Below are 23,223 nucleotides of genomic sequence, written 5' to 3' on the forward strand. Positions count from 1 at the left end.
AAGTAGGGGCGCAACGGCGGTCCCGTCGCACCCCTAGCAATCTCAGCCGAAGAAGACCTCGGCCTCCTCGTAGCGCTCCGGCGGCACGGTCTTCAGCTCCGCGGTCGCCTCCGCGAGCTTGACCCGGACGATATCGGTGCCGCGCAGCGCGACCATCGTGCCGAAGTCGCCGTCCGCTACCGCGTCCACGGCGTGCAGGCCGAAGCGGGTCGCGAGCACCCGGTCGTAAGCCGTCGGCGTGCCGCCGCGCTGGGTGTGCCCGAGCACGACCGCGCGCGACTCCTTACCGGTGCGCTCCGCGATCTCGTCGGCCAGCCAGGTGCCGACCCCGCCGAGCTGGACGTGGCCGAACGCGTCCTTCTCCCCGGTCCGGAGCACCTCGGCGCCGCCCTCCGGCACCGCGCCCTCGGCGACCACGATGATCGGCGCGTACATCTTCTCGAAGCGGCGCTCGACCCACTCCACGACCTGCTCGACGGAGAACGGCCGCTCCGGGACCAGGATGACGTTGGCGCCACCGGCCAGGCCGGCGTGCAGTGCGATCCAGCCCGCGTGACGGCCCATGACCTCGACGACCATCGCGCGGTAGTGCGACTCGGCGGTGGTGCGCAGCCGGTCGATCGCCTCGGTGGCGATGTGCACCGCGGTGTCGAAGCCGAACGTGTAGTCGGTGGCCGCGAGGTCGTTGTCGATCGTCTTGGGCACGCCGACCACGCCGATGCCGTCGTCGGTGAGCTTCTTCGCGACGCCGAGGGTGTCCTCGCCGCCGATCGCGATGAGCGCGTCGACGCCCTGGTCGGCGAGGACGGCGCGGATCTTCTCGACGCCACCCTCCTCCTTGTACGGGTTGGTCCGCGAGGAGCCGAGGATGGTGCCGCCGCGGATCAGGATCTCCTCGACGTCGTCGAGACCGAGCGGACGGCTGTCCCCGGTCAGCGGGCCGCGCCAGCCGGAGCGGAAGCCGACGATCTCCCACCCATGCGCCTCGATGCCCTTTCGGACCACCGCGCGGATGACCGCGTTGAGCCCGGGGCAGTCGCCGCCACCGGTCAGCACGCCGACACGCATCTGATCAGACCTCCGAAAAGTTGTGCTGGTCACACCTGGCGACCGCCAGAGTAGCGGTAGTCACCCTTGATCGGTAAAGCGGCAGGAGGGCCTGCTAGGGTGTCGGACGTGCAGCGCTATTTCTGGTTTAGCGGGCCGGCCCTGGGTGGGCCAGCCGGCGGCCTTGCTGCGCGCTGACCTTCCACCCTGGAGCCGGATGATCGACCGGCTCGTCAGGGACTCGCGCGGGCCGGTCACCGAAAGGAACCCCCGCACATGTCTCTCAGCGCAGGCCCCGCGGAAATTTCCGAAGGCCTCGACAACCAGCGCACCCTCGGCGTCAGCCCGCTGATCTCCCCCGCCCTGCTGCGGCAGGAGCTGCCGGTGGACGCGGCGATCGCCAAGACCGTCGCGCATGGCCGGTCGTCGGCCGTCGACATCCTCCACGGCGACGACGACCGCCTCATCGTGGTCGTCGGCCCCTGCTCGGTGCACGACCCCGCGGCCGCCCTCGACTACGCCCACCGGCTGGCCGAGCACGCCGCCGGTGTGCGCGACGAACTGCACGTGATCATGCGGGTGTACTTCGAGAAGCCACGCACCACGCTGGGCTGGAAGGGCCTCATCAACGACCCGGACCTGGACGGCAGCTACGCCGTCAACAAGGGCCTGCGGATGGCGCGCAAGCTGCTGCTGGACATCTCCGCACTGGGGCTGCCGGTCGGGTGCGAGTTCCTGGACCCGATCACGCCGCAGTTCATCGCCGACACCGTGAGCTGGGGATCCATCGGCGCGCGGACCGCGGCCAGCCAGGTGCACCGCCAGCTGTGCAGCGCGCTGTCCATGCCGGTGGGGATCAAGAACTCCACTGAGGGCGATGTGCAGGTGGCGGTGGACGCGACCCGCGCGGCGGCGGCGAGCCACGTGTTCGCGGGCATCAACAACGACGGCCTGGCGGCGCTGTTCACCACGGCGGGCAACCCGGACTGCCACGTCATCCTGCGCGGCGGTTCCGCAGGCCCGAACTACGACGCGGCGACGGTGGCCGACACGCTCGCGCGGCAGGCCAAGGCCGGGCTGCCGGAGCGGGTGATCATCGACGCGAGCCACGGCAACAGCGGCAAGGACCACGTCCGCCAGGGCGTGGTGGCCGGGGAGATCGCGGACCGGATCGCCGCCGGCGAGCGCGGGATCGCCGGGATCATGCTGGAGAGCTTCCTCGAGGCCGGGCGGCAGGACCTGGTGCTGGGGCACGCGGGCGAGCTGACCTACGGGCAGTCGATCACCGATGCGTGCCTGGACTGGCGCAGCACGGGTGAGCTGCTGGACCGCCTCTCGGAGGCGGTGGCCGCTCGGCGGTGAGGGGGCGCTACGCGGGTTTCTCGATCGCCGGCTCCGCTTCGCTACGCCCCGATTGAGCCCTCCCGAACCCGATCTTTCAGTGTTCGGTTGCCGAGGAGTCGCGTCAAGGCGGGAAAGCGTGCCTTGACCCGACTGCTCGGCAACTGATTCGGCTGGGGATCGGGTTGCGGGAGTGGGGTGGTTGGGGGGTGGCTGGCCTGCGTTGCTGGGTTCCTGTCGGCCTGGTTAGGCCGGGTAGCCCTTGCGGCGGCGTACCTCGTCGATGATGCGCCAGCGCTCCAGGTTGAAGCGCGCGTCGGCGAGGGCGTCGTGCGCGTTCGGCGGCGGCAGGGGCAGCTTGGGCTTGCCCACGTCCTCCCACCGCTGCCGCAGGTCGCGCGTGAACCGGGGCAGCTGGCGCGGCAGCTCGGGCATCGTGCCCCACAGCTGGGCCAGCGCGACGTGGTCGTAGGCCGCGTACCAGGCCCACAGCTCGATCCCGCCCGGCGGCCGGCCGAAGAACTCCAGCAGGTCGGCCCGGATCTGGGCCCGGCTCCGCCACGCCTTGTCCGCGGGCGAGGGCAGCTTCGGCAGGACGTTCTCGCGCACCCACGGGCCGGCCTTGGCGGGGTCGAAGTCGGTGGAGACCGCGTAGAACTCGCGTCCCCGTTCATCCACGACACCGATCGACACCAGGTCGATCGTCACGCCGTCCTCGATGAATTCGGTGTCGTAGAAGAAACGCACCGTGGCACCCTAAGCACTGCGGCGCGAAGCGCCTCGACCAGGGGGTGGTGGCCGGGCGATTGGTGGGCGGCTCAGCCGGCCTTGGTCTCCGGTACCCGGTCGGCGTCGGGCAGGCCACTCTGTGCAGGCACCACCGCGCGCACCCCTGCGGCCTCGGCGGCCATCAGTTCCTTGGCCTTCGCCGCGTAGATGTCGACGTACTCCTGGCCGGAGAGCTCCATCAGGGCGTACATGATCTCGTCGGTGATGGACCGCTCGACGAACCGGTCGCCGGACAGGCCCGCGTACCGCGAGAAGTCCAGCGGCTTGCCGAACCGGATCTCCAACCGCCGCGGGATCCACATCTTCGAGCCGATCGGGTTGACCTTGTCGGTGCCGATCATGGCGACGGGGACGACCGGCACACCGGCCTCCAGCGCGACGCGGGCGACACCCGTCTTGCCCTTGTACAGGCGGCCGTCCGGGGAGCGGGTGCCCTCCGGGTAGATGCCGAGCAGGTTGCCCTCACGCAGCAGCCGGATCGCGGTGTCCAGCGCGGCCTGCGCGGCCGAGCCGCCGGAACGGTCGATCGGGATCTGGCCCGCGCCGGTGAAGAACCACTTCTTGAGGGTGCCCTTGACGCCCTTCTCGGTGAAGTACTCCTGCTTCGCCGGGAAGGTGACGCGGCGCTTGACGCGCAGCGGCATGAAGAACGAGTCGGCGACCGCGAGGTGGTTGCTGGCGAGGATGGCGCCACCGGTCTCCGGGACGTTCTCCACCCCGGTCACCTTCGTGGGCCACAGGAGCCGGAGCAACGGCCCGAGCAGCACGTACTTCAGCAACCGGTAAACCACCGGAACGCCCTCCAACCTGCCCGAACAGCCTGCCTGATCCAGAGTAGGAAACGCCGTCCAACCGCACAACGGCCGCACCCGCAGTGGGCGGGAGGTCACAGCCCGGGGACGTCGTGCGACGGGCGGTCCCGGAGCGGCCCGGGGCATGCGACGATGGGTCCGCGTTGGAGGAGAAGGGCGGATGCCATGCCTGTGCTCGCCGGTGCGGAACCGTTCGCGCACACCGGTTCGGCCGAGGTCGGGGTGCTGCTGTGCCACGGTTTCACCGGCACGCCACAGAGCCTGCGGGGCTGGGCCGAGCACCTCGCCGCGCGGGACTTCACCGTGCGGCTGCCCCGCCTGCCGGGACACGGCACGACGTGGCAGGAGATGAACAAGACCGGCTGGCCCGAGTGGTATGGCACGGTCGAGCGCGAGTTCCTGGAGCTGCGGGAACGGTGCCAGTCGGTGTTCGTGTTCGGCCAGTCGATGGGCGGCACGCTCGCGCTGCGGCTGGCGCGGCAGCACGGGGGCGCGGTCGCCGGGCTGGTGCTGGTCAACCCGTCCGTCACGCGGCTGAGCTGGGACACCAAGCTGCTGCCCGTGTTGTCCCGGGTGGTGCCGTGGTCGCGGGGCGTCGCGAACGACATCGCCAAGCCCGGCGTCACCGAGCTGGCCTACGACCGGGTGCCGGTGCGGGCGGCGGCGAGCCTGGCGCGGCTGTGGAAGCTCGTGCGGGCCGACCTGCCGTTGGTGACGCAACCGCTGCTCCTGATGCACTCGCTCGTTGACCACGTCGTGGAACCCGAGAACGCGCGCATCGTGCTGGACAACGTGCGCAGCCGGGACGTGACGGAAGTGGTGCTGGAGAAGAGTTTCCACGTCGCGACCCTGGACCACGACGCGCCGCTCATCTTCCGGCGTAGTGTCGAATTCGTGGAAGCGGTCCGTGACCCGGGGCAGGTGGGGGCCCGATGAACTCACGCGTACCCGACCCCGAGGACGTCGACGCCACCTTCGCGGCGATCGTCGCGGACCTGCGGGCCGAGGGGGTCGGTCTGATCGACGACGTCGAGGCCGAACGGGCGCCCGCGCGGCCCGAACGGGCCGAGCCGGAGGAGCCCGCCGAACCGGAGAAACCGGCCGCCGAAGCGAGCTGGCGCGGTGGCGGCACCCCCTGGGAGGACACCGTGCTGGGCGACGACCCGGCCGGATCCGGGGACGACGAGCACTACGTGCCGCCGGAGCCGCCACCGCTGCCGCGGCCGGGCAAGGGCGCGTTCGTCGTGCTGCTGTTCTTCGTCGTCGGGCTGCTGTTGCTGATCATGCCCGGCGTGATCGGCGTGAGCACCACCGTCGCGACCCCGCTCGGGATCCTGGCGCTGGCCATCGCGATCGCGTTGCTGCTGCTGCGCGTCAAGCAGGGCCCGCCGGACGGCGACGGGGCGCAGGTGTGACGCGGGTCGTCGTAGCGCCGGACAAGTTCAAGGGCACGCTGGCCGCCGACGCGGTGGCCGCCGCGATCGCGGCCGGGCTGCGGCGCGGGCGGGCCGGGGTCGAGGTGCTGGAATGCCCGATCGCCGACGGCGGCGACGGCACCGTGGCCGCCGCGGTGGCCGCGGGCTTCGCGTTCGTGCCGGCGCGGGCCAGCGGACCGGTCGGCGAGCCGGTCGACACGGGCTACGCGCGCCGGGGCGACACAGCGGTGATCGAGCTGGCGGCGGTGTCCGGGCTGGCGTTGCTGGACGAGCTGGCGCCGCTGACCGCGACGACACTCGGGGTCGGCGAGCTGATGCGAGCCGCGCTGGACGCCGGTGCCTCCCGGCTCGTGCTGGGACTGGGCGGAAGTTCGAGCACCGACGGCGGCACCGGGCTGTTGCGGGCGCTCGGCGCGCGGCTGCTGGACGCCGACGGTGCGGAGCTGCCGCCGGGTGGGGCCGCGTTGCGGCGTCTGGCGCGGGTGGACCTGGACGGGCTGGACCCGCGGCTGCGCGAGGTCGAACTGCTGGTGGCGAGCGACGTGGACAACCCGCTGCTGGGCCCGCACGGCGCGGCGGCGGTGTACGGGCCGCAGAAGGGCGCTTCGGCGGAGGACGTCGAGCTGCTGGAGTCGGCGCTGCGGCAGTTGGCCGAGGTCGTGCGGGGGTCCGGGGTCGACGTGGCGAACGTGCCGGGCGCGGGCGCGGCCGGTGGGACGGGCTACGCGCTGGCGATGCTCGGGGCGTCGTTCCGGCCGGGCATCGACGTGGTGCTGGAGCTGACCGGGCTGACCGAGAAGCTGCCTGGCGCGGACCTGCTGATCACCGGCGAGGGCTCCCTGGACGAGCAGACGCTGCGCGGCAAGGGCCCGGCGGGCATCGCCGCGGCGGCCGCTGAGCGCGGGATCCCGGTGGTGGCGCTAGCCGGGCGCAACACGCTCTCACCGGACACCCTCCGGTCAGCGGGCTTCACCGCGGCCTACGGACTCACGGCCATCGAACCGGACGTGCAGCGCTGCCTGACCGAACCGGGGCCCCTGCTGGAGCGGCTCGCCGAACGGGTGGCGCGGGAGTACCTCTAGCTTCTGTTTCATAAGCGGCGGAAGCCGCTTGCAGTGGGCCGTCAACCGGCACCGCCGCGGGTTCTGAGGTGGTTCCTGGCGAGGACAGCGCCGACGTGGTGAATTGGCATTCATGAGGAGGCGATCCAACAGCCAGGGGCCGCCTCAGGTTCCGCTACCCGCACCGGCCCGCAAGTCGCCTCCAACCAGGTCTCAGCCGCCGAACATCGTGCGCCACTCGTCGAGGTTGCGGGGGCGGTAGACGAAGTTGTTCTCCTTCACCGACGACAGCGACGCGGACGGCGCGGCCGAGTACTGGTGCCCGGGGTAGACCACCGGGTCGCCCGGCAGGTCCGCCAGCCACCGGAGGCTGTGGTACATCGCCTCGGCGTCGCCGCCGGGGAAGTCCGTCCGGCCGCAGCCCTCCAGGAACAGGGTGTCCCCGGCGACGAGCCGGCCGTCGACCAGGAAACACTGGCTGCCGGGGGTGTGGCCGGGCGTGTGCAGCAGCCGGATCGACACCGCGCCGACCTCCACGACGTCGTCGTGGTCGTGCCCGGTCAGGTCCGTCGCCGACACGCCGGTGACCCGCTGGACCCACTCCGTCTCGTTGCGGTTCACGTGCACCGGCACAGACTCGCGCGCCAGCAGCTCGGGCAGCCCGGCCAGCGTGAAGCCCATCATGCTGCCGCCGACGTGGTCGGGGTGGTGGTGCGTGGCCAGCACCCCGGTCAAGCGCATGTCGTCGGCGGCCAGCACGTCCAGCAGGTCCCCCACCGCGTACGCCGGGTCGACGACCACCGCCTCCCTGGTCTCCCGGTCGCCGATCAGGTAGGCGAAGTTGACCATCTGGGTGGCCACCGGGTCGCCCACCGCGAAGTCGCGGCCGGACAGCAGCTGGCGGAAGTACAAGCGGTCGGACATGCCCCGAAGACTAGAACTTCGTCTTCGGCCGCTCCTGCTTCACCCCATCCAGGTACACGTCGACCTTCTCGTCGTAGAAGGCGACCAGCCCCTGCACCTTCTGGCTCTCCGGCAGCGGGGACCGGTAGTACCAGACCACGTCGGAGTGCAACCGGTCGCCGACGCGGACCGAGTAGTACGAGGCCTCGCCCTTGTACGGGCACCGGGTGATCGTGTCGCTGGGTTCCAGCAGGTCGAGCCGGACGTCGGTCTTAGGCAAGTAGTACCGCGTGGGCAGACCGGTCTCAAACAGCAGCCGCGGGCTGCGGGACTCGGCCACGGTCACGCCGTCGATCTCGATGCGCACGTGCCGCGAGCTGGCGAGGATGTCGACGCGCGTCCGCGGGTCGCGGGGGTGCACGAAGATCTCCTCGTCCTCCTCGAACCACGAGTCCATGGCGGCGAAGTCGAGCCGCACGTGCCCCTTCAGCGCCTCCAACGGCGAGTCCTGGTAGCCCAGCGCCGCGCCGGCCGCCTCGCGGTCGCCCACCCGCACGGTGAACACGTCGGCGTCGCCACGGCTCGGCGAGTGCGCCGTCTCCCCCGTGGCGACCAGGTACTCGCTGCGCACGTCCTCGCGCGGGACGTAGTAGACCGGGTAGTACGGGACCTCCCACACCATGAGCGGGTGCAGCGTGTCGGCGACGACCTGGCCGCCGAAGACCGCCCGTACCCGCTTGGCGCCCGGCTCGATCCGGACCCGGCCACGACCATCGGTTGTCATACCGGTCGCAACCACGCCGGGCGCGGGCTTATTTCCGGTGCCGGGCCAGCAGGTCGCGCGCCATTTCCCGGGCCCGCACCGCGGCGTCGGCGTCACCTTCGGCGGCGGAGACGATCGCGCCCTTCATCAGCAGGTGCCAGGAGCGGGCGAGGTCCTCGGGCTCGGCCAGCCCTGCCTCCCGCGCCAGGCCGGCCACGATGCCGCGGAGGGTGTCCAGGTGCCGGATGCAGGCCTGGCCGAGCGGGTGGTCGGCGCCCATTTCGAGCAGGACGTTGACGAACGCGCACGCGTCGAAGTCCGCCGGCGAGCGGAACCAGTCGTCGAGCACGTCGAAGATCGCGAGCAGCTTGCCCTCCGGCGTCGCGCCGCGGGCGCGGGCCTGCCGTTCGATCAGCCCGACGGTCCACAGCTGTTCGCGCCGGTCGAGGAAGGCCAGCACGAGGTCGTCCTTCGACGGGAAGTGCCGGTACAGCGTCGCCTTGGCGACCTGCGAGCGTGCGATGACCTCGTCCACACCCACCGCGCGGATGCCGCGGCGCGAGAAGAGCTGGTAAGCGGTCTCCAGGATCCGCTCACGGGCACCGGCTGGCAGGGTGGTGGTCATGGCGCGCCGATGATAACCCGGCAAAACCGCGTTCGGTACCGTCCGGACAGACCGGTCTGATCGGCCGTTTGCGGGGGTGGACCGGGGGTAACCGGCGACCATGACCACGCCCGACCCCGACCGACTCCACGCCCTGCTGTCCGAAGTGGACTTCCCTTGCGGCCGGGCCGAGCTGATCCGGCAGGCGACCGCGCACGGCGCGGACGACAGCACGCTCGGGCACCTGGGCGCGATCCCGGACTCCACCTACCCGGACCTCGAGGCCGTCACCAGCGCCTGTGCCCGGATCACCTGACGGCGATGCGACTGCGCAAGAGCAAGCTCTCCGAACCCGGGATCCGGCGGCAGCGCAGCGGCCGTGGCTTCCGGTATTTCACCCCCGAGGGGGAGCCGCTGCGCGACGAGGGAACCCTGCAGCGGATCAAGAGCCTCGCCGTGCCGCCCGCGTGGCGCGACGTGTGGATCTGCCCTCACCCGAACGGCCACATCCAGGCGGTGGGCACCGACGACGCGGGCCGCCGCCAGTACCGCTACCACGACCGCTGGCGCCGGGCGCGGGACGAGGAGAAGCACGAGCGCGTCGTCGAACTGGCGAAACGGCTGCCGAAGTGGCGGCAGCGGATCGCCGAGGACCTGACCCGGCCGGGCCTTGGCTGCGAGCGCGTGCTGGCCGCCGCGCTGCGGATGATCGACCGCGGCGTGTTCCGGGTCGGCAGCGAGGAGTACGCCGAGAACCACGGCACCTACGGGGCGGCGACGCTGCTGCGTGAGCATGTCACCGTGAAGCGGGACGAACTGAGGTTCAGCTACCCCGCCAAGGGCGGGATCGAACGGAACATCACGCTGACCGACCCCGACCTGGCCGCGACGGTCAAGGCGCTGCGCAGGTCGCGCACCGGCAGCGACCGGCTGTTCGTCTACCGCACACCCAACGGGTGGCACGAGGTCCACGCCGACGAGATCAACGAGCACTTCAAGGAAATGGTCGGTGACGAGTTCACCGTCAAGGACCTGCGGACGTGGAACGCGACCGTCCTCGCGGCCACCGCGTTCGCCGCCGCCGACGAGGTGAAGTCCCAGCGCGGACTGAAACGCACGCAGGCCGCGGTGATGCGCCAGGTTTCCGAGGAACTGGGCAACACCCCCGCGGTGTGCCGGAAGTCCTATGTAGACCCGAGGATCGTCGAGGCGCACGCGATCGGCAAGACCATCGCCTCCGCCGTGCGCCGGATCGGCGGCGTCCGCGGTGACGAGGACCGCGAGGTGCTGGAGCGGGCCGTCATCCGTCTCCTGCGCGGAGTTTGACTTCTCCTGCCGGTGGTACCTGCAACAGGTGAAGCTGCTGAGACTTCCCGGGGTGTACCGGCCGCAGGCGGACACCTGGCTGCTGATGCGCGCGATGCGGGAAGCGCGCCTGCCGGCGGGCGCGCGGGTTCTCGAGGTGTGCACGGGCACCGGCGCGCTGGCGATCGCCGCGGTCCGCAATGGAGCGGCGAGCGTGACCGCCGTAGACCGGTACCTGCCCGCCGTGCTGAGCGCGCGGTTCAACACGCGGGTGCGCCGCCTGCCCGTGGCGGTCCGGCACGGCGACCTCGCGCAGGCCATCGACGGCGCGCCGTTCGACGTGGTGCTGGCCAACCCGCCCTACGTGCCGTGCGAGTCCGACGCGGATCCGGACGGTGCCGCGCTGGCCTGGGACGCGGGTGCGGACGGGCGCAAGCACCTGGACTGCCTGTGCGACCGGGCCTACGACCTGCTCACCCCCGGCGGGACGATGCTGGTGGTGCATTCGTCGCTCTGCGGGATCCGCCAGACGGTGGAAACGCTGCGGGACAACGGCTTGAAGACCTCCGTGGTGGCGCGGACGATCGAGCCGTTCGGCCCGGTGCTGCGCGGCAGGGCCGACTTCCTGGAACGCGCCGGGCTCATCGCACCCGGCCAGCGACACGAGGAACTGGTGGTGATCCGTGCCGACCGGACGGAACGCTGAACCCCGCAAGGTGACGCTCGTCGACGGCGGGCCGGTGCTCGTGGAGGGGCCCGTCGAGCTGGAGATGCCCGACGGCACGGTCGCGCGCTCCGACCGGTTCGTGGTGGCGTTGTGCGCGTGCCGCCGCAGCAAGCGGTACCCCTTCTGCGACACGAGCCATCGCAAGCGGGTGCGGAACTGACGTGGAGCGGCGGATCGGGTCCGCCGCTCCTCCGCTGTCTACAAGGGTTTGCGCAGCGCGCTGCGGCCCTGTTGCCAGGCGCCCAGCACGTGGTGGGCGAAGCGCTGCTCCACCAGGTCGGTGGCCTGGATGCCGAACACGATGTCGCCCGCCAGTTCCGGTTCCGTCGCCAGCAGTCCGCCGAGGACATCCCGGCGCATGACCTGCTCGTGGACCGCGTCGGCCTCGATGTGCTCGGTGTAGAAGTACCGGCAGCGTTGGTCGGCGTCGAGGCGCCGCAATGCCTTCTCCATGCGCTGGGCGCTGGGCGCGGTGGTGATCTCGGCGGCGGCGAAGTGCCCGGCCAGCGCGGCGCGCAACCGCCGGTGCAGGCCGAACAACGACATCATGTTGACCACCGCGAGCATGCACGCCGGGGCGTGCTCGAGGTAGTGCAGGTACTGCGAGTTCAGCCCGGCGCCGTCGAGCAGGTCGGCGTAGAGCTGGGCGTGCACCTGGTCGGCGCGACCGCCGCCGTACTCGTCGAACTCCACGGCCACCAGCGCCGCCTTCGGCTTGCCGCGCAGCCGCGGGATCACCCACGCGTGCGGGTCGGCCTCCTTGTGGTGGTAGATCGAGCGCAGCGCGAAGTACTCGCGGACCTGGTCCCAGGTGCCGTCGGCGGCGAGGAAGTGCGACAGGCCGGTGCCGTTGACCGGCTCGACGAGCAGCGGCGCGAGCGCCTCCTCGACGTCGTCGCCGCAAGGGGTGTTGGCGCGCAGCGCGGCCAGGAACACCCGCTCCATCGCGGCGCGCAGGCGCAGCAGGTCGGGATCCCACTCCCACTCCGGGGCGACCCCGGTGAACCCCTGGTAGTGCAGTTCGTAGCAGACGTGCAGGGCGAGCTGCAGGTCGTCGCCGAACGGGTCGGCGTCCGCGGTCTCCGGCAGCTCCGGGAAGTCCCCGCGCTCGTCGCGGCCGAGTGCCTCGATCACGGCCTCGGACAGCGGTCCCCTGGCCGCCGGGAGGGCAGCCGAAAGCGTCATGGCGGTCGTCACGACGCACGGTTACCCCTGCCCGGCGGCTGTCAACCCTGGTTGGTGAGGGTGGCGAGCAGGGCGGGCAGGCCGCCCGCGACGGCCTTGCGCTGGCGCCGGGCCCCGCTGCCCTCGTGGCGCAGGCGTTCCAGGACGATCGCCACCAGGTCCCGGTCCCCTGTCTCGTCCAGGGCGGGTGCGACGAACCCGGCGAGCTCCTTGACCAGTTCCCAGGCCGGCACCCGGCGGGCCTGCAACGGGTGCACCCCCTCGCCGTCGATGCCGTCCCTGGCGGCGGCCCACAGCGCGGCCGCGCCGACCTGCTCGGACATCTCGGGCGGCGCGGTGTCCGCGGCCAGCGCGCGCCGCACCAGGGCACGGGACAGCACGGCCTGCAACACCGCCTCGTCCACAGTGGATGCGGCGTCGGCGACGCGGAACTCCAGCGTCGGAAACGCTGTGGACGGCCGGACGAGCCAGAACGACATCGACTCGTCGACGAGCGCGCCGCAGTCCACCAGCCGCCGCACCTCGGCGCGGTAGGCCGCGAGGTCGGGGAAGTACGGCGGGATCCCGGCGCCGGGGAACCGGGACTGCTGCACCATGCGCCAGCTGCCGTAGCCGGTGTCGCGCCCGTGGTCGAACGGCGAGTTCACCGACAGCGCCAGCAGCGTCGGCAGCCACGGGCGCAGGTGGTTCATCACCGCGACCGCGGTCTCCGGGTCCGGCACGCCGACGTGGACGTGGCAGCCGCACGCCTCGTAGTCGGCGACCATGCCGCGGTAGATCCGGTCGATGTCCCCGAACCGGCCATCCTGGTTGTCCGATGTGGATGGTCCGGACAGGACTGGGGTGCCGCAGGAGGCGACGACCGCGCCGTGCAGGCGGGCCGTGTCGGTGAGGGCCTTGCGGCTCCGGACGAGCTGTTCGCGCAGCTGCCGTGCGCCGGTGCACACGCCGGTCGCGGCCTCCACCTGGGTGGCGCGCAGCTCGCGGTGCAGTCTGGCCCCGGGCGGCAGCGGCGGGTCCGCGGCCAGGATCCCGGCCGCCCGCGGCAGGGTCGCGCCGGTGGCGGGGTCGAGGAGCAGGAACTCCTCCTCGACGCCGAGGGTCAGGCCGGCGGCAGCGGGCGGGTCGCCGGGCCCTGGATCACCGAGCCGTCCGTGGCGAATCGCGATCCGTGGCATGCGCAGTCCCAGGTCTTCTCGGCGTTGTTGAACGCGACGACGCAACCGAGGTGGGTGCAGCGGGCGCTGACCTCCCGGAGCTGCCCGTCCTCGCCGCGGTAGGAGGCGACGACGTCCGCGCCGCGGCGCGACACCTTGGCGGTTCCGGGGGCGAGGTCGCCGGCGGTCGAGGTCAGGGCGCGGGTGTAGCCGGCCACGTACTGCTTGCCGACCTTGGCCCCGTCCTCGGCGAGGGTGACCGAGGACTTCAGGTCGAAGCGGTTCGGGTCGTAGAGGTTCGCGGCGGGGTGGTCGCCGCCGGTGATCAGCTCGGTCAGGACGAGGCCGGCGGAGGTGCCGCCGGTCATGCCCCACTGCCCGAATCCGGTCGCCACCCACACGTGGTGGGTGGCCGGGTGGTAACGGCCGATGTAGGGCACGTGGTCGAGGGTGGTCATGTCGTGCGCGGACCACCGGTGGGTGGCCTTGGTGACGCCGAAAGTGGTGGCGGCCTCGGCGAGACGCCGGTAGCGGGCCTCGACGTCGACCGGCTCGCCCGTGCGGTAGTGCTCGCCGCCGACGATGATGTAGTGGCGGTCGCCCTCGGTGTGGCCGCGGATGGACCGGTGGGTCACCGCGTCCAGGTACATGCCGGGCGGCGCCTCCCCGACGCCTGCGACGACCAGGTCACGGGTGATGTCGAGGCGCGCCCAGTACAGGCCGCGGTCGAAGATCGGGTAGTGGGTGGCCACGACGACGTCCCGGGCCTTGATCCGGCCGCGATCGGTGTGCACGATCGGCGAGGGCCGTTCGTCTAGCTTGCGGGCCCGGACCCGCTCGATGACGCGCCCACCGAGCCGCTCGATGTGGTCGGCGAGGCCGAGCAGCCAGTGACGCGGGTGGAACTGGGCCTGGTCGACGAACCGGACGGCGCCGACGGTGGTGATCGGCAGGTCGACGTGCTCGACGAGGTCCGCCGGGAGCCCGGCCTCGGCGGCGGCGTCGGCCTCCTGCTGGAGATTGCCGAGCTGGGAGCTGTCGGTGGAGTAGACGAAGCTGTCCCGCCTGCGGAAGCCGCACTCGATGCCCAGTTCGGACGACGTGCGGGCCACCCACTCGATCGCCTCCAACTGGGCGCGCCCGTACCTCGTGGCCGCGGGCTTGCCCTTGCGGGAGGTGAGGGTGGCGTACTTGAGGGCGTGCTGGGCGGACAGCTTCGCGGTGGTGTGACCGGAGACGCCTGAGGCGACCTGGGCCGCCTCCAGGACCACGACCGACTTGCCGGCACGAGCGAGCCCGTAGGCGGTGGTGAGACCCGCGATACCGGCCCCGATGACGACGACGTCCGCCTCGGCGGGCAGATCCCGCCCAGCCCGGCCCGGCGCCGGCGCGGTGTCCACCCACAGGGAACGCGGTTCAGGCAGCTCGATGCTCACGGCCCAGATTGCCCCAGGTGAGGGCGCGTGAAACGCGCCCTGATCCCGCCCCAAGGTAGCTGGGTGGTCATCCCGGAGCCTGCCCGTCCGGCGAGGACTATCTTTTGATCTTTAAAAGCCGCGCTGTCGCGCGGAAAGCGCCTCACGGCGCTGGAACGGCTGCGGATCGGGGGCGGGGGAGGTCTGGTTGGGGTAGTCGCTTGCTTTCGTTGCCGGGCGGCGATTGGTGCGCTACTTGGCGATGGTGCGCCAAGCCTCGCTTCGTTTTCCGGCCTCGTAAACCGAATCCAGGCGCTTCGCGGTCACGCCGCCCAGGCCGTTCGCCAGGCTGGCCGCCAGCACGTCCGCCCCACCGCCGTCATAGGACTCGGGCGTTCGCCAGTACTCGCCGGCGAGCTTTAGCTTCCGCAGCCTCGCCCGGCGCTTCCGGTACGGCTGGTCCAGCAGTGACTTCCCGTCCACGTGCAGCGCGTCGAACGGCAGGAACAGCACCGGGGAGCGTTCGGCCAGTCGTTTCACCGATCGGGGCTCGGCCGTCACCCTCGTCTTGAGCGCCTTCCGGCTGGGCCTGCCCTCCTCCAGCACGATCAGCTCGCCGTCCAGCAGGACCTCCGTCGCCCCCAGCGACTCGCCCAGCGTGCGCAACTCCGGGTACAACACGGTGACGTCCTCGCCCGTCCGGTCACGCACCGTGACCCTGCCGCCCTCCACCCTGACCTGCACCCGCTCCCCCTGCCAGCGGAACTCGTACGCCCAGTCGTCCTCGTCCGGCGGCAGCGAATCCGCCCGCGCCTGCATCGGCTTCACGAACTCCGGCAGCTCCTCGCCGCTACCCCTGTCAATCCGCCGCACCAGCCAGTCCCGCGAATCCGCCTTATGACTGTTCACGAACAGGAACCGGCCCCGCACCCGGGAACCGTGCATGTCGACCTCGACCTTGTGGTCGTTCCAGTGCAGCACCTCGTACGTGCCACTGTCCCAGATCATCATCTTCCCGCCGCCGTACTCGCCCTTCGGGATCTCGCCCTCGAAAGTCGCGTACTCCAACGGGTGGTCCTCCGTGTGCACCGCCAGCCGGGGCGGTCCGGGGCGCTGCGGCAGCCCCTTCGGCACCGCCCACGACACCAGGACCCCGTCGCGCTCGAAACGCACGTCCCAGTGCAGCCGTCGGGCGTGGTGCTCCTGGATCACGAACACGTCGTCGTCACCCCGCGGCACCACCCGGTCGGGCATCGGTTCCGGCGTCCGCTTCGGATCGCGTTTCCGCCGATACTCGCTGAGGTCGGGCACGTGGCCGAGGTTACCCCGTCCCCGCCGGTGTTTACCGAATCCCGACAACGGGGATCAACTCCTGGTGAGCGAAACCAACATCTTCGTGCTGGGACTCGACGACGCGAACCTGCGAACCCTGCGACGCGTGCCGGGGGCGGAGAACTACCGCTACCACCAGCTCCTCACGCAGGCGGACGTGCAGGAGGGCGAGATCCCCATCGCCGACCTGATCGACAGAGCCGTGGCCGACCTGAAGGCCTTCGACGGCGAGATCGGCGCCATCGTCGGCTACTGGGACTTCCCGGTGACCACGATGGTCCCGATCCTCGGCCGCCGCTTTGGCCTGCCCACCCCGAACCTCGAAGGCGTGCTCAAGTGCGAGCACAAGTACTGGAGCCGCCTCGAACAGCAGAAGGCCACCGACGCGATCCCCCAGTTCGCGCTGGTCGACCTCGACGGCGACCCGAAACCGCCGGAAGGCCTGTCGTTCCCGATGTGGCTCAAACCAGTCAAGTCGTTCTCCTCCGAACTGGCCTTCCACGTCAAGGACGAGGACGACTTCGCCGATGCCGTCGAGGAAATCCGCGCCGGCATCGGGCGCGTCGGCAAACCGTTCCAGTACATCCTGGACCAGGTGACCGGCATCGACATCCCGCCGGAGATCGCGAACGCCGGGGCGCTCGCCGCGCTCGCCGAAGAGGAGATGACCGGGCAGCAGGCCGCCACCGAGGGCTACGTCCACGACGGCGAGGTCGTCGTCTACGGCGCGCTGGACTCGCTGAACTACCCGGACAGCTCGTCGTTCCTGCGCCACCAGTACCCCTCGCAGCTGCCCGAGCCGGTCGTGGAGAAGATGCTCGACGTCTCCAAGAAGGTCATCGAGCAGATCGGTCTCAACAACTCGACGTTCTCCATCGAGTTCTTCTGCCGCCCGGACACCGGCGACGTCAGGCTGCTGGAGATCAACCCGCGGCACTCGCAGTCGCACGCGGAGATCTTCGAGGACGTCGACGGCGTGCCCGACCACTACAACATGATCGAGCTCGGCCTCGGCCGCCGCCCGAACATGCCACATGACAAGGGCAAGTACAAGATCGCGGCCAAGTGGTACCACCGCCGCTTCGAAGACGGCGTCGTCAAGCGGATCCCCACCGAGGAGGAGGTCCAGCAGCTGCAGCGGGACATCCCGGGCGTCGAGGTGGACATCGTGCCTGCTGAGGGCCAGCGCCTGTCCGAAATGGACGCCCAGGACAGCTACAGCTACGAACTCGCCTTCGTCTACGTCGGCGCCGACAGCGAAGCCGAGCTGCAGGACAAGTACCAGCGCACGATCGACTCGCTGAAGTTCGAGTTCGAGGAGGTTTGATCGGCTATGCGGGAGGTCCGCTCCCTGCCGTACGAGATCACTCAGGAAGAGCACGTCTGGATACCGGTGTCCGACGGCACGAGACTGGCCGCGAAGATCTGGCGGCCGGTGTCGGCCGACGACGAACCGGTCCCCGTGATCCTCGAGTACATCCCGTACCGCAAGCGGGACCTCACCGCGGTCCGCGACTCCGTCCACCACCCGTACCTCGCCGGCCACGGGTACGCCTGCGTGCGCGTGGACCTGCGGGGCTCGGGTGAGTCGGAGGGCGTCCTGACCGACGAGTACCTCGAACAGGAGCAGCGGGACGCCGAGGACGTGCTGGCCTGGATCGCCGACCAGCCGTGGTGCGACGGGCGCACCGGCATGATGGGCATCTCCTGGGGCGGGTTCGCCGCGCTCCAGGTGGCCGCGCGGAAACCGCCCAGCCTGCGCGCGATCGTCATCTCGTCGTTCACCGACGACCGCTACTCCGACGACTTCCACTACATGGGCGGCTGCATGCTGTCGGACAACCTCGGCGAGGCCGGGACGATGTTCGCCTACAGCACCCTGCCGCCCGACCCGGCACTGGTCGGCGAACACTGGCGGGACATGTGGCTGGAACGCGCCGAAGGCGTCGGCCCGTGGGTGGACACCTGGCTGGAACACCAGCGCCGCGACGAGTACTGGTGCCACGCCTCGGTGTGCGAGAACTACAGTGACGTGCAGGTGCCGGTGCTCGCCTCCAGCGGATGGGCGGACGGCTACTCCAACGCCGTGACCCGCCTGCTGGCCAACCTGTCCGTGCCGCGCAAGGGCCTGATCGGCCCGTGGTCGCACAAGTACCCGCACCTCGGCCAGCCCGGACCCGCCATCGGGTACCTGCAGGAGGTCGTGAAGTGGTGGGACCACTGGCTCAAGGACCGCGACAACGGCGCGATGGACGGGCCGATGCTGCTGACCTGGATGCAGGACAGCGTGCCGCCGTCGACGTCCTACGAGGAGCGCCCCGGTCGCTGGGTCGGTGAGCCGCAGTGGCCCTCGCCGCACATCGACTGGCGCACCTACCCGCTGGCGCAGCACCGGATCGCGCGCCCGGACGAGGAGGTGCCGGAGTCCGAACTGCACGTCGAGTCGCCGCTGTCGGTGGGGCAGTTCGCCGGCAAGTGGGCCTCCTACAACGCGCCACCGGACCTGCCCTACGACCAGCGCGAGGAGGACGGCGGCTCGCTGGTGTTCGACGGCGACGAGCTCACCGAAACGTGCGAGGTGCTCGGTGCGCCGAAGGTGCGGCTGGAGCTGTCGGTGGACAAACCGGTCGCGATGGTCGCGGCGCGGTTGTCCGATGTGCACCCCGACGGGCGGGCCACCCGCATCACCTACGGGCTGCTGAACCTGACCCACCGCGACAGCAACCACGACCCGCGGCCGCTGGAGCCGGGCAAGCGTTACCAGGTGGAGCTGGAACTCAACGGTGTCGCGCAGGCCTTCCCGCCCGGACACCGGATCCGGCTCTCACTGTCCACTTCGTACTGGCCGCTGGCGTGGCCCGCCCCGGAGCCCGCGCGGCTCACCGTCCACACCCCGGGCAGCTCCCTGACGCTGCCGGTGCGGCCGATCCGCGAATCGGACGAGGTGACCGGGCCGGTGTTCGGCGAACCCGAGGGGTCGCCGCCGATGACCACGACCGTGCTGCAGCCGGGCGATCAGCGCTGGACGGTGTCCCGTGACCTGGTGGACTACCGGTCGGCGCTGGAAATCGTGAAGGACTCCGGCACGGTGCGCCTGGACGACATCGACCTGGAGATCACCCGGCGCGCCTACGAGCGGTACAGCTCGGTGGCGAACGACTTCGCGTCGGTGCGCGGGGAGACGAAGTGGAGCATGACGTTCGCGCGCGGCGACTGGGAAGCGCGCACCGAGACGCACACCGTGTTGTCGTGCACGCCCGAGGAGTTCGTGCTGCACGCCACGCTGGACGGCTACGAGGGCGCGAACCGGGTGTTCTCCCGCAACTGGCACCGCAGGTTCCCCCGTGACCTGGTCTAGTTTCGCGCAGGAGGAGCAGGGGTAACCGGAACCGGTGATCGGGAAGACGAGCCTGCACGCGAAACTGCTGATCGCCGAGATGCTCCTGACCGGACGCAAACGCACGTTCACCGACGTGGACGCGCTGCACAAGAGCATGGGGCCGCGGCAGCAGCGGGAGAACGCGCTGCCGCCCCCCGCGGTGCGCAAGCAGGTCGACGTCGACCGCACCGAGGTGCACGGGCACCCGGTGGACACGTTGCGCCCGCGGGCGAACGCCACCAGCCGGCACGTCCTGTACTTCCACGGCGGCGCGTACGTGCACCAGATCCAGGGTGACCACTGGAAGTTCTTCGCGCGGCTGATCGCCAGGACCGGCTGCGCGGTCACCGCGCCGCTGTACCCGCTGGCGCCGGGCAGCCACTACGACGACACGCTGTCGATGATCCACGCCACCTACAAGGAGGTGCTGGGCGAGGTCGACCCGCGGGACCAGGTCCTGATGGGTGACTCGGCGGGCGGCGGGTTGTCGCTGGTGCTGGCGCGGGCACTGCGTGACGAGGGCAGGCCGCAGCCCAAGGAGGTCGTGATGCTGTCGCCGTGGCTGGACATCACGATGACCGATCCGGCGCTGCCCGAGTACGACCGGCACGACCCGTACCTGGGCGTCACCGGCCTGCGGGAGGCCGGACGGCTCTACGCCGGCGACCTGGACCCGGCGAACGAGCTGGTCAGCCCCATCAACGGGGACCTGCGCGGGCTGGGCTCGCTGAGCTGCTTCATCGGCACCCGGGACGTGCTGCTGGCCGACGCGCGCAACCTCTACCACAAGGCGAAGGAGCAGGGCGTGCCGCTCGAGTACTGGGAGTACGGCGGCATGTTCCACGCGTGGATGATCGCGAACATCCCGGAGGCGAAGCACTCGCTGGACCGGATCGCGGAGCTGGTGACCCGATGAGCGGCCTGCCGACGGCCTCGGTGGCGGAGACGGCGAAGGTGTTCGCCGGTATCGTCGCGCCCACGCTCGCCGGCGGGGTGATCAAGCGGCGGCCGCGGGTCATGACCCTGCTGGAGAAGATGCAGGCCGACGCCTCCGCGGTGCAGACGCTGCAGAAGCTGCGGGCCCGCCACGGTGATGGCCTGCTGCGCCTGGCCGTGCCCGGCCGGTCGTTCGCGCTGGTGCTCGCCCCCGACGACGTCGGCCGCGTGCTGGCGGACTCCCCGGAGCCGTTCACCCCGGCCAGCCTGGAGAAGAAGAAGGCGCTGTCGCAGTTCCAGCCGCACGGTGTGCTGATCTCCGCGGGGCTGGAGCGCGATCGCCGCCGGGAGTGGACCGAGCGCGCGCTGGAGACGAGCCGCCCCACGCACCACCTGGCGCCGTCGGTGCGGGCGAAGGTCGCCGACGAGTTCGCCGCGCTGGGGCCGGGTCCGCTCGACTGGGACACGTTCGCGCCGGTGTGGTGGCGGATGGTGCGCCGGGTGGTGTTCGGCGACCACGCCCGCGACGACCGGACGACGACGGACCTGCTGGAGCGGTTGCGGTTGTCGGCGAACTGGTCGTACCTGCTGCCGCGCCGGCGTCGGTTGCGGGAGGAGTTCCTCGGCCGGATGCGCGTGCTGCTGGCCCGTGCGCCGGAGGACAGCCTGGCCGGCGGGCTCGCGGCCGACGACGAGGTGGCCAGTCAGATCGGGCACTGGCTGTTCGCGTTCGACGCCGCCGGTATGGTCACCTTCCGCACGCTGGCGCTGCTGGCCACGCATCCCGCCCAGCGGCAGAAGGCGCGGCAGGACCTCGCGTCCGGCGCCGAGCTGGGTTATCTGCGCGCGTGCGTGCTGGACACGGTCCGGTTGTGGCCGACGACGCCGGCGATCCTGCGGGACACGACGAAGGAGCTGGACTGGCACGGCCACCGGGTGCCGGCCGGGACCGGCCTGCTGGTGTTCGCGCCGCTGTTCCACCGGGACGATTCGCGGTTGCCCTACGCGCACAGCTTCGTGCCGGAGATCTGGCTGGACGGGCGGGCTCAGGAGGAGCCGTCGCTGGTGCCGTTCAGCGCGGGGCCGGGTGAGTGCCCGGCGAAGAACCTGGTGCTGTTCACCACCGCGACGGTGCTGGCCACGATGATCGGCGACCGGGACTACACAGTGGACTCCTCCCCCAAGCCCGGGCCCGGCCGCCCGCTGCCCGCGACGTTCGACAACTTCTCGTTGCGCCTGACCGGTCATCCGTGAGGTTAGGTTCCACCCGTACGGGTACCGCAATCGCATGACTGCCGCAAAGAAACCTGATCTGATCGCGTTGATCATCTCCGATCACCGCCACATCGAACGCATCTTCACGGAGCTGGAGGCGGGCACGGGCACCCCCGAGCACCGGCGGGACCTGGCCGACCACGTGATCGCCGAGCTGGTGCGCCACTCGGTCGCCGAGGAGCAGTTCATGTACCCGGCGGCGCGCAAGCACCTGGAGAACGGCGACGAGCTGGCCGACCACGAGCTGGAGGAGCACGCGGAGGCCGAGGAGGTCATGAAGCAGCTGGAGGACGTGCCCGCGACCGACCCCCGGTTCGACGAGCTGATGCGCCGCTTGATGGACGACATCCGGCACCACATCGAGGACGAGGAGAAGGATCTGCTGCCGAAGCTGCAGTCCGCCTGCTCACCGGACGAGCTGCGCGACCTGGGTGACGAAGTGGCGAAGGCGAAGAAGATGGCGCCGACCCGCCCCCACCCGGCCGCGCCGGACCGCCCCCCGATGAACCTGATCCTCGACCCTGGGGCCGGTTTGATCGACAAAATCCGCGACGGCCTGAGCAAGCGCAACACCTGACAACGCACACGAACAGGCCCCTCGCCAGATTGGTGAGGGGCCTTCTTCAAGATTCATATCACGTCAGGCACAGCCCGCAAATCCTTCACCAACGCCGCGAACGCCTCATCCCGATCCGGAGCCCGCAACACCGACGACGGATGCACGGTAGCCAGAACCCGCTCCGGCCGCCCGGAAAACTCCTCCGGCGCGGGCAACAACTCCCCACGATGCGCCGTCACCCGGAACGACGGCCCCATCAGCGACGAGGCCGCGGTCGCCCCCAGCAGGACCACCACGGAAGGCTGCACGGCCTCCAGTTCGGCCACCAACCACGGCCGGCACGCCACGATCTCCCCGCGCGAGGGTTTCTTGTGGATCCGCTGCTTCCCCCGCTCGGCCCGCACGAACTTGAAATGCTTGACCGCGTTGGTCACGTACACCTGCGAGCGGTCGACCCCGGCCTCCTCCAGCGCCCGGTCCAGCAACCGGCCCGCGGGTCCGACGAACGGCTCACCCGCGACGTCTTCGCGGTCCCCCGGCTGCTCGCCGAGCATCATCACCTTCGCCGGCGCGGGCCCGTCCCCGAACACTGTCTGGGTGGCGTCGCGGTACAGGTCGCATCCCTGACAGCCGAGCGCCGCCGAGCGGAGCCGGTCCAGCGATCGGCTGTCAGGCACGAACTCGGCGGCGGTCCGCTGCGTCTTGGTGGCCATCAGCGGCCGGGACGGTCCACGTCACCCCGCCACGCGCCGGTCTCCTGACCGCCGCGCTTCTCGATGAACGCCTTGAAGCGCTCCATGTCGCCGTGCACGCGGCGGTCCAGGATGCCGAGCTTGTCGGCGGTCTGCTCGACGAAGCCCTCGGGGTCGATGTCCATCTGCGCGGTCACCCGCGTCTTCCGGTCGTCGAGCCGGTGGAACGTGATGACGCCGGCGTGGCTCGGGCCGGAGTCGGACCGCCAGGCGACCCGCTCGTCGGGGTGCTGCTCGGTGATCGTCGCGTCGAACTCGCGCTTCGCGCCACCGATCTTGGTCACCCAGTGCGTGTGCGTGTCGTCGAGCTGGCGGATCTCCTCGACGCCCTCCATGAACTCAGGGAAGGACTCGAACTGGGTCCACTGGTTGTAGGCGGTGCGGACGTCGACGTTCACGTCAACGGACTCGGTGATCGTGCTCATCGCGGCATGTCTCCTTTCAC

The 23,223-nt window shown here is 70.8% G+C and carries 25 protein-coding genes; 13 read left to right on the forward strand and 12 right to left on the reverse strand.

The features are described 5' to 3' along the window. Positions 1–42 precede the first annotated feature (42 nt). Positions 43–1,068 carry a 6-phosphofructokinase gene (locus AMETH_RS24550; RefSeq protein ID WP_017983825.1) on the reverse strand — a complete coding sequence of 342 codons (1,026 nt, stop codon included), beginning with the start codon at positions 1,066–1,068 and terminating at the stop codon, positions 43–45. 255 nt (positions 1,069–1,323) lie between these two features. Here AMETH_RS24550 and AMETH_RS24555 point away from each other — a divergent pair, with 255 nt between their 5' ends. Beyond that, positions 1,324–2,409 carry a 3-deoxy-7-phosphoheptulonate synthase gene (locus tag AMETH_RS24555; RefSeq protein WP_017983826.1) on the forward strand — a complete coding sequence of 362 codons (1,086 nt, stop codon included), beginning with the start codon at positions 1,324–1,326 and terminating at the stop codon, positions 2,407–2,409. 225 nt (positions 2,410–2,634) lie between these two features. Here AMETH_RS24555 and AMETH_RS24560 read toward each other — a convergent pair whose 3' ends face one another. Beyond that, the gene (locus AMETH_RS24560; RefSeq protein ID WP_017983827.1) at positions 2,635–3,135 is read right to left on the reverse strand and encodes a polyadenylate-specific 3'-exoribonuclease AS; all 501 of its coding nucleotides are present in this window, start codon (positions 3,133–3,135) and stop codon (positions 2,635–2,637) included. A 71-nt stretch (positions 3,136–3,206) separates the two neighbouring features. Continuing rightward, the gene (locus tag AMETH_RS24565; RefSeq protein ID WP_017983828.1) at positions 3,207–3,968 is read right to left on the reverse strand and encodes a lysophospholipid acyltransferase family protein; all 762 of its coding nucleotides are present in this window, start codon (positions 3,966–3,968) and stop codon (positions 3,207–3,209) included. A 186-nt stretch (positions 3,969–4,154) separates the two neighbouring features. Here AMETH_RS24565 and AMETH_RS24570 point away from each other — a divergent pair, with 186 nt between their 5' ends. Genes AMETH_RS24570 through AMETH_RS24580 form a run of 3 tightly spaced genes read left to right on the forward strand, consistent with a single transcriptional unit; the run spans position 4,155 to position 6,507 of the window. Beyond that, positions 4,155–4,925, forward strand: coding sequence for an alpha/beta hydrolase (locus AMETH_RS24570; RefSeq protein WP_020486721.1), 771 nt, complete (start codon positions 4,155–4,157; stop codon positions 4,923–4,925). Next, positions 4,922–5,404: a hypothetical protein gene (locus AMETH_RS24575; protein ID WP_017983830.1), complete on the forward strand. Its 483-nt coding sequence runs from the start codon at positions 4,922–4,924 to the stop codon at positions 5,402–5,404. The genes AMETH_RS24570 and AMETH_RS24575 overlap by 4 nt, the downstream gene beginning before the upstream one ends. Next, on the forward strand, positions 5,401–6,507 hold the full coding sequence (locus tag AMETH_RS24580) for a glycerate kinase (protein ID WP_017983831.1): 1,107 nt from the start codon (positions 5,401–5,403) through the stop codon (positions 6,505–6,507). The genes AMETH_RS24575 and AMETH_RS24580 overlap by 4 nt, the downstream gene beginning before the upstream one ends. Before the next feature lie 192 nt (positions 6,508–6,699). Here the strand turns inward: AMETH_RS24580 and AMETH_RS24585 are convergent, their stop codons facing one another. Genes AMETH_RS24585 through AMETH_RS24595 form a run of 3 tightly spaced genes read right to left on the reverse strand, consistent with a single transcriptional unit; the run spans position 6,700 to position 8,777 of the window. Next, a complete protein-coding gene (locus tag AMETH_RS24585) occupies positions 6,700–7,410 on the reverse strand; it encodes an MBL fold metallo-hydrolase (RefSeq protein WP_017983832.1) in 711 nt (236 codons plus the stop codon). Positions 7,411–7,420: 10 nt separating this feature from the next. Beyond that, positions 7,421–8,173, reverse strand: coding sequence for a DUF427 domain-containing protein (locus AMETH_RS24590; protein ID WP_017983833.1), 753 nt, complete (start codon positions 8,171–8,173; stop codon positions 7,421–7,423). 28 nt (positions 8,174–8,201) lie between these two features. Continuing rightward, positions 8,202–8,777, reverse strand: coding sequence for a TetR/AcrR family transcriptional regulator (locus AMETH_RS24595; RefSeq protein ID WP_017983834.1), 576 nt, complete (start codon positions 8,775–8,777; stop codon positions 8,202–8,204). 100 nt (positions 8,778–8,877) lie between these two features. Between AMETH_RS24595 and AMETH_RS24600 the strand changes: the two genes are divergently transcribed. From AMETH_RS24600 to AMETH_RS24615, 4 genes are read left to right on the forward strand one after another with little or no spacing between them, the layout of a single operon-like run. Then, positions 8,878–9,072, forward strand: coding sequence for a DUF2795 domain-containing protein (locus AMETH_RS24600; RefSeq protein WP_017983835.1), 195 nt, complete (start codon positions 8,878–8,880; stop codon positions 9,070–9,072). Positions 9,073–9,077: 5 nt separating this feature from the next. Further along, positions 9,078–10,082, forward strand: a complete 1,005-nt coding sequence (locus tag AMETH_RS24605) for a DNA topoisomerase IB (protein ID WP_017983836.1) — start codon at positions 9,078–9,080, stop codon at positions 10,080–10,082. Between the two features lie 28 nt (positions 10,083–10,110). Next, the gene (locus AMETH_RS24610) at positions 10,111–10,767 is read left to right on the forward strand and encodes a HemK2/MTQ2 family protein methyltransferase (RefSeq protein WP_026153333.1); all 657 of its coding nucleotides are present in this window, start codon (positions 10,111–10,113) and stop codon (positions 10,765–10,767) included. Then, entirely contained in the window at positions 10,745–10,948 is a 204-nt protein-coding gene (locus AMETH_RS24615) for a CDGSH iron-sulfur domain-containing protein (protein ID WP_017983838.1), read from the forward strand. Before AMETH_RS24610 ends, AMETH_RS24615 begins: the two co-directional genes overlap by 23 nt. A 38-nt stretch (positions 10,949–10,986) precedes the next feature. On the opposite strand, the gene AMETH_RS24620 is transcribed toward AMETH_RS24615, so the two are convergent. The 4 genes from AMETH_RS24620 to AMETH_RS24635 form a co-directional block, all read right to left on the reverse strand. Next, on the reverse strand, positions 10,987–11,973 hold the full coding sequence (locus AMETH_RS24620) for an iron-containing redox enzyme family protein (protein WP_038532343.1): 987 nt from the start codon (positions 11,971–11,973) through the stop codon (positions 10,987–10,989). Between the two features lie 41 nt (positions 11,974–12,014). After that, positions 12,015–13,151: a carboxylate-amine ligase gene (locus AMETH_RS24625; protein WP_017983840.1), complete on the reverse strand. Its 1,137-nt coding sequence runs from the start codon at positions 13,149–13,151 to the stop codon at positions 12,015–12,017. Next, complete coding sequence (locus AMETH_RS24630) at positions 13,076–14,566, reverse strand: FAD-dependent oxidoreductase (RefSeq protein WP_017983841.1); 1,491 nt, start codon at positions 14,564–14,566, stop codon at positions 13,076–13,078. Before AMETH_RS24630 ends, AMETH_RS24625 begins: the two co-directional genes overlap by 76 nt. Before the next feature lie 231 nt (positions 14,567–14,797). Beyond that, positions 14,798–15,856: a DNA polymerase ligase N-terminal domain-containing protein gene (locus AMETH_RS24635; protein ID WP_017983842.1), complete on the reverse strand. Its 1,059-nt coding sequence runs from the start codon at positions 15,854–15,856 to the stop codon at positions 14,798–14,800. A gap of 64 nt (positions 15,857–15,920) precedes the next feature. Between AMETH_RS24635 and AMETH_RS24640 the strand changes: the two genes are divergently transcribed. The 5 genes from AMETH_RS24640 to AMETH_RS24660 are packed head-to-tail and all read left to right on the forward strand — an operon-like array spanning position 15,921 to position 22,044. Further along, positions 15,921–17,204, forward strand: coding sequence for an ATP-grasp domain-containing protein (locus AMETH_RS24640; protein ID WP_017983843.1), 1,284 nt, complete (start codon positions 15,921–15,923; stop codon positions 17,202–17,204). A 6-nt stretch (positions 17,205–17,210) separates the two neighbouring features. Then, positions 17,211–19,235 carry a CocE/NonD family hydrolase gene (locus AMETH_RS24645; protein WP_017983844.1) on the forward strand — a complete coding sequence of 675 codons (2,025 nt, stop codon included), beginning with the start codon at positions 17,211–17,213 and terminating at the stop codon, positions 19,233–19,235. A 34-nt stretch (positions 19,236–19,269) separates the two neighbouring features. Next, positions 19,270–20,172, forward strand: coding sequence for an alpha/beta hydrolase (locus tag AMETH_RS24650; protein WP_017983845.1), 903 nt, complete (start codon positions 19,270–19,272; stop codon positions 20,170–20,172). Then, positions 20,169–21,446, forward strand: a complete 1,278-nt coding sequence (locus tag AMETH_RS24655; RefSeq protein WP_017983846.1) for a cytochrome P450 — start codon at positions 20,169–20,171, stop codon at positions 21,444–21,446. The genes AMETH_RS24650 and AMETH_RS24655 overlap by 4 nt, the downstream gene beginning before the upstream one ends. A 34-nt stretch (positions 21,447–21,480) precedes the next feature. Next, entirely contained in the window at positions 21,481–22,044 is a 564-nt protein-coding gene (locus tag AMETH_RS24660) for a hemerythrin domain-containing protein (protein ID WP_017983847.1), read from the forward strand. Positions 22,045–22,097: 53 nt separating this feature from the next. Here AMETH_RS24660 and AMETH_RS24665 read toward each other — a convergent pair whose 3' ends face one another. Both AMETH_RS24665 and AMETH_RS24670 read right to left on the reverse strand, forming a co-directional pair. Then, positions 22,098–22,739, reverse strand: a complete 642-nt coding sequence (locus tag AMETH_RS24665) for a UdgX family uracil-DNA binding protein (protein ID WP_017983848.1) — start codon at positions 22,737–22,739, stop codon at positions 22,098–22,100. Further along, a complete protein-coding gene (locus AMETH_RS24670) occupies positions 22,739–23,203 on the reverse strand; it encodes an SRPBCC family protein (RefSeq protein ID WP_017983849.1) in 465 nt (154 codons plus the stop codon). The genes AMETH_RS24665 and AMETH_RS24670 overlap by 1 nt, the downstream gene beginning before the upstream one ends. Between the last annotated feature and the right edge of the window lie 20 nt (positions 23,204–23,223).

Origin of the sequence: Amycolatopsis methanolica 239, from assembly GCF_000739085.1 — a bacterium.
Classification (GTDB): Bacteria; Actinomycetota; Actinomycetes; order Mycobacteriales; family Pseudonocardiaceae; genus Amycolatopsis_E; species Amycolatopsis_E methanolica.

Bases quoted from the DNA above. Each gene is read 5' to 3' on its own strand.
- AMETH_RS24575 (WP_017983830.1), top strand. From the start codon at position 4,922: ATGAACTCACGCGTACCCGACCCCGAGGACGTCGACGCCACCTTCGCG.
- AMETH_RS24665 (WP_017983848.1), bottom strand. From the start codon at position 22,739: ATGGCCACCAAGACGCAGCGGACCGCCGCCGAGTTCGTGCCTGACAGC.
- AMETH_RS24625 (WP_017983840.1), bottom strand. From the start codon at position 13,151: ATGCCACGGATCGCGATTCGCCACGGACGGCTCGGTGATCCAGGGCCC.
- AMETH_RS24590 (WP_017983833.1), bottom strand. From the start codon at position 8,173: ATGACAACCGATGGTCGTGGCCGGGTCCGGATCGAGCCGGGCGCCAAG.
- AMETH_RS24660 (WP_017983847.1), top strand. From the start codon at position 21,481: ATGACTGCCGCAAAGAAACCTGATCTGATCGCGTTGATCATCTCCGAT.
- AMETH_RS24600 (WP_017983835.1), top strand. From the start codon at position 8,878: ATGACCACGCCCGACCCCGACCGACTCCACGCCCTGCTGTCCGAAGTG.
- AMETH_RS24595 (WP_017983834.1), bottom strand. From the start codon at position 8,777: ATGACCACCACCCTGCCAGCCGGTGCCCGTGAGCGGATCCTGGAGACC.
- AMETH_RS24620 (WP_038532343.1), bottom strand. From the start codon at position 11,973: ATGACGCTTTCGGCTGCCCTCCCGGCGGCCAGGGGACCGCTGTCCGAG.
- AMETH_RS24550 (WP_017983825.1), bottom strand. From the start codon at position 1,068: ATGCGTGTCGGCGTGCTGACCGGTGGCGGCGACTGCCCCGGGCTCAAC.
- AMETH_RS24645 (WP_017983844.1), top strand. From the start codon at position 17,211: ATGCGGGAGGTCCGCTCCCTGCCGTACGAGATCACTCAGGAAGAGCAC.
- AMETH_RS24670 (WP_017983849.1), bottom strand. From the start codon at position 23,203: ATGAGCACGATCACCGAGTCCGTTGACGTGAACGTCGACGTCCGCACC.
- AMETH_RS24605 (WP_017983836.1), top strand. From the start codon at position 9,078: ATGCGACTGCGCAAGAGCAAGCTCTCCGAACCCGGGATCCGGCGGCAG.
- AMETH_RS24655 (WP_017983846.1), top strand. From the start codon at position 20,169: ATGAGCGGCCTGCCGACGGCCTCGGTGGCGGAGACGGCGAAGGTGTTC.
- AMETH_RS24585 (WP_017983832.1), bottom strand. From the start codon at position 7,410: ATGTCCGACCGCTTGTACTTCCGCCAGCTGCTGTCCGGCCGCGACTTC.
- AMETH_RS24570 (WP_020486721.1), top strand. From the start codon at position 4,155: ATGCCTGTGCTCGCCGGTGCGGAACCGTTCGCGCACACCGGTTCGGCC.
- AMETH_RS24555 (WP_017983826.1), top strand. From the start codon at position 1,324: ATGTCTCTCAGCGCAGGCCCCGCGGAAATTTCCGAAGGCCTCGACAAC.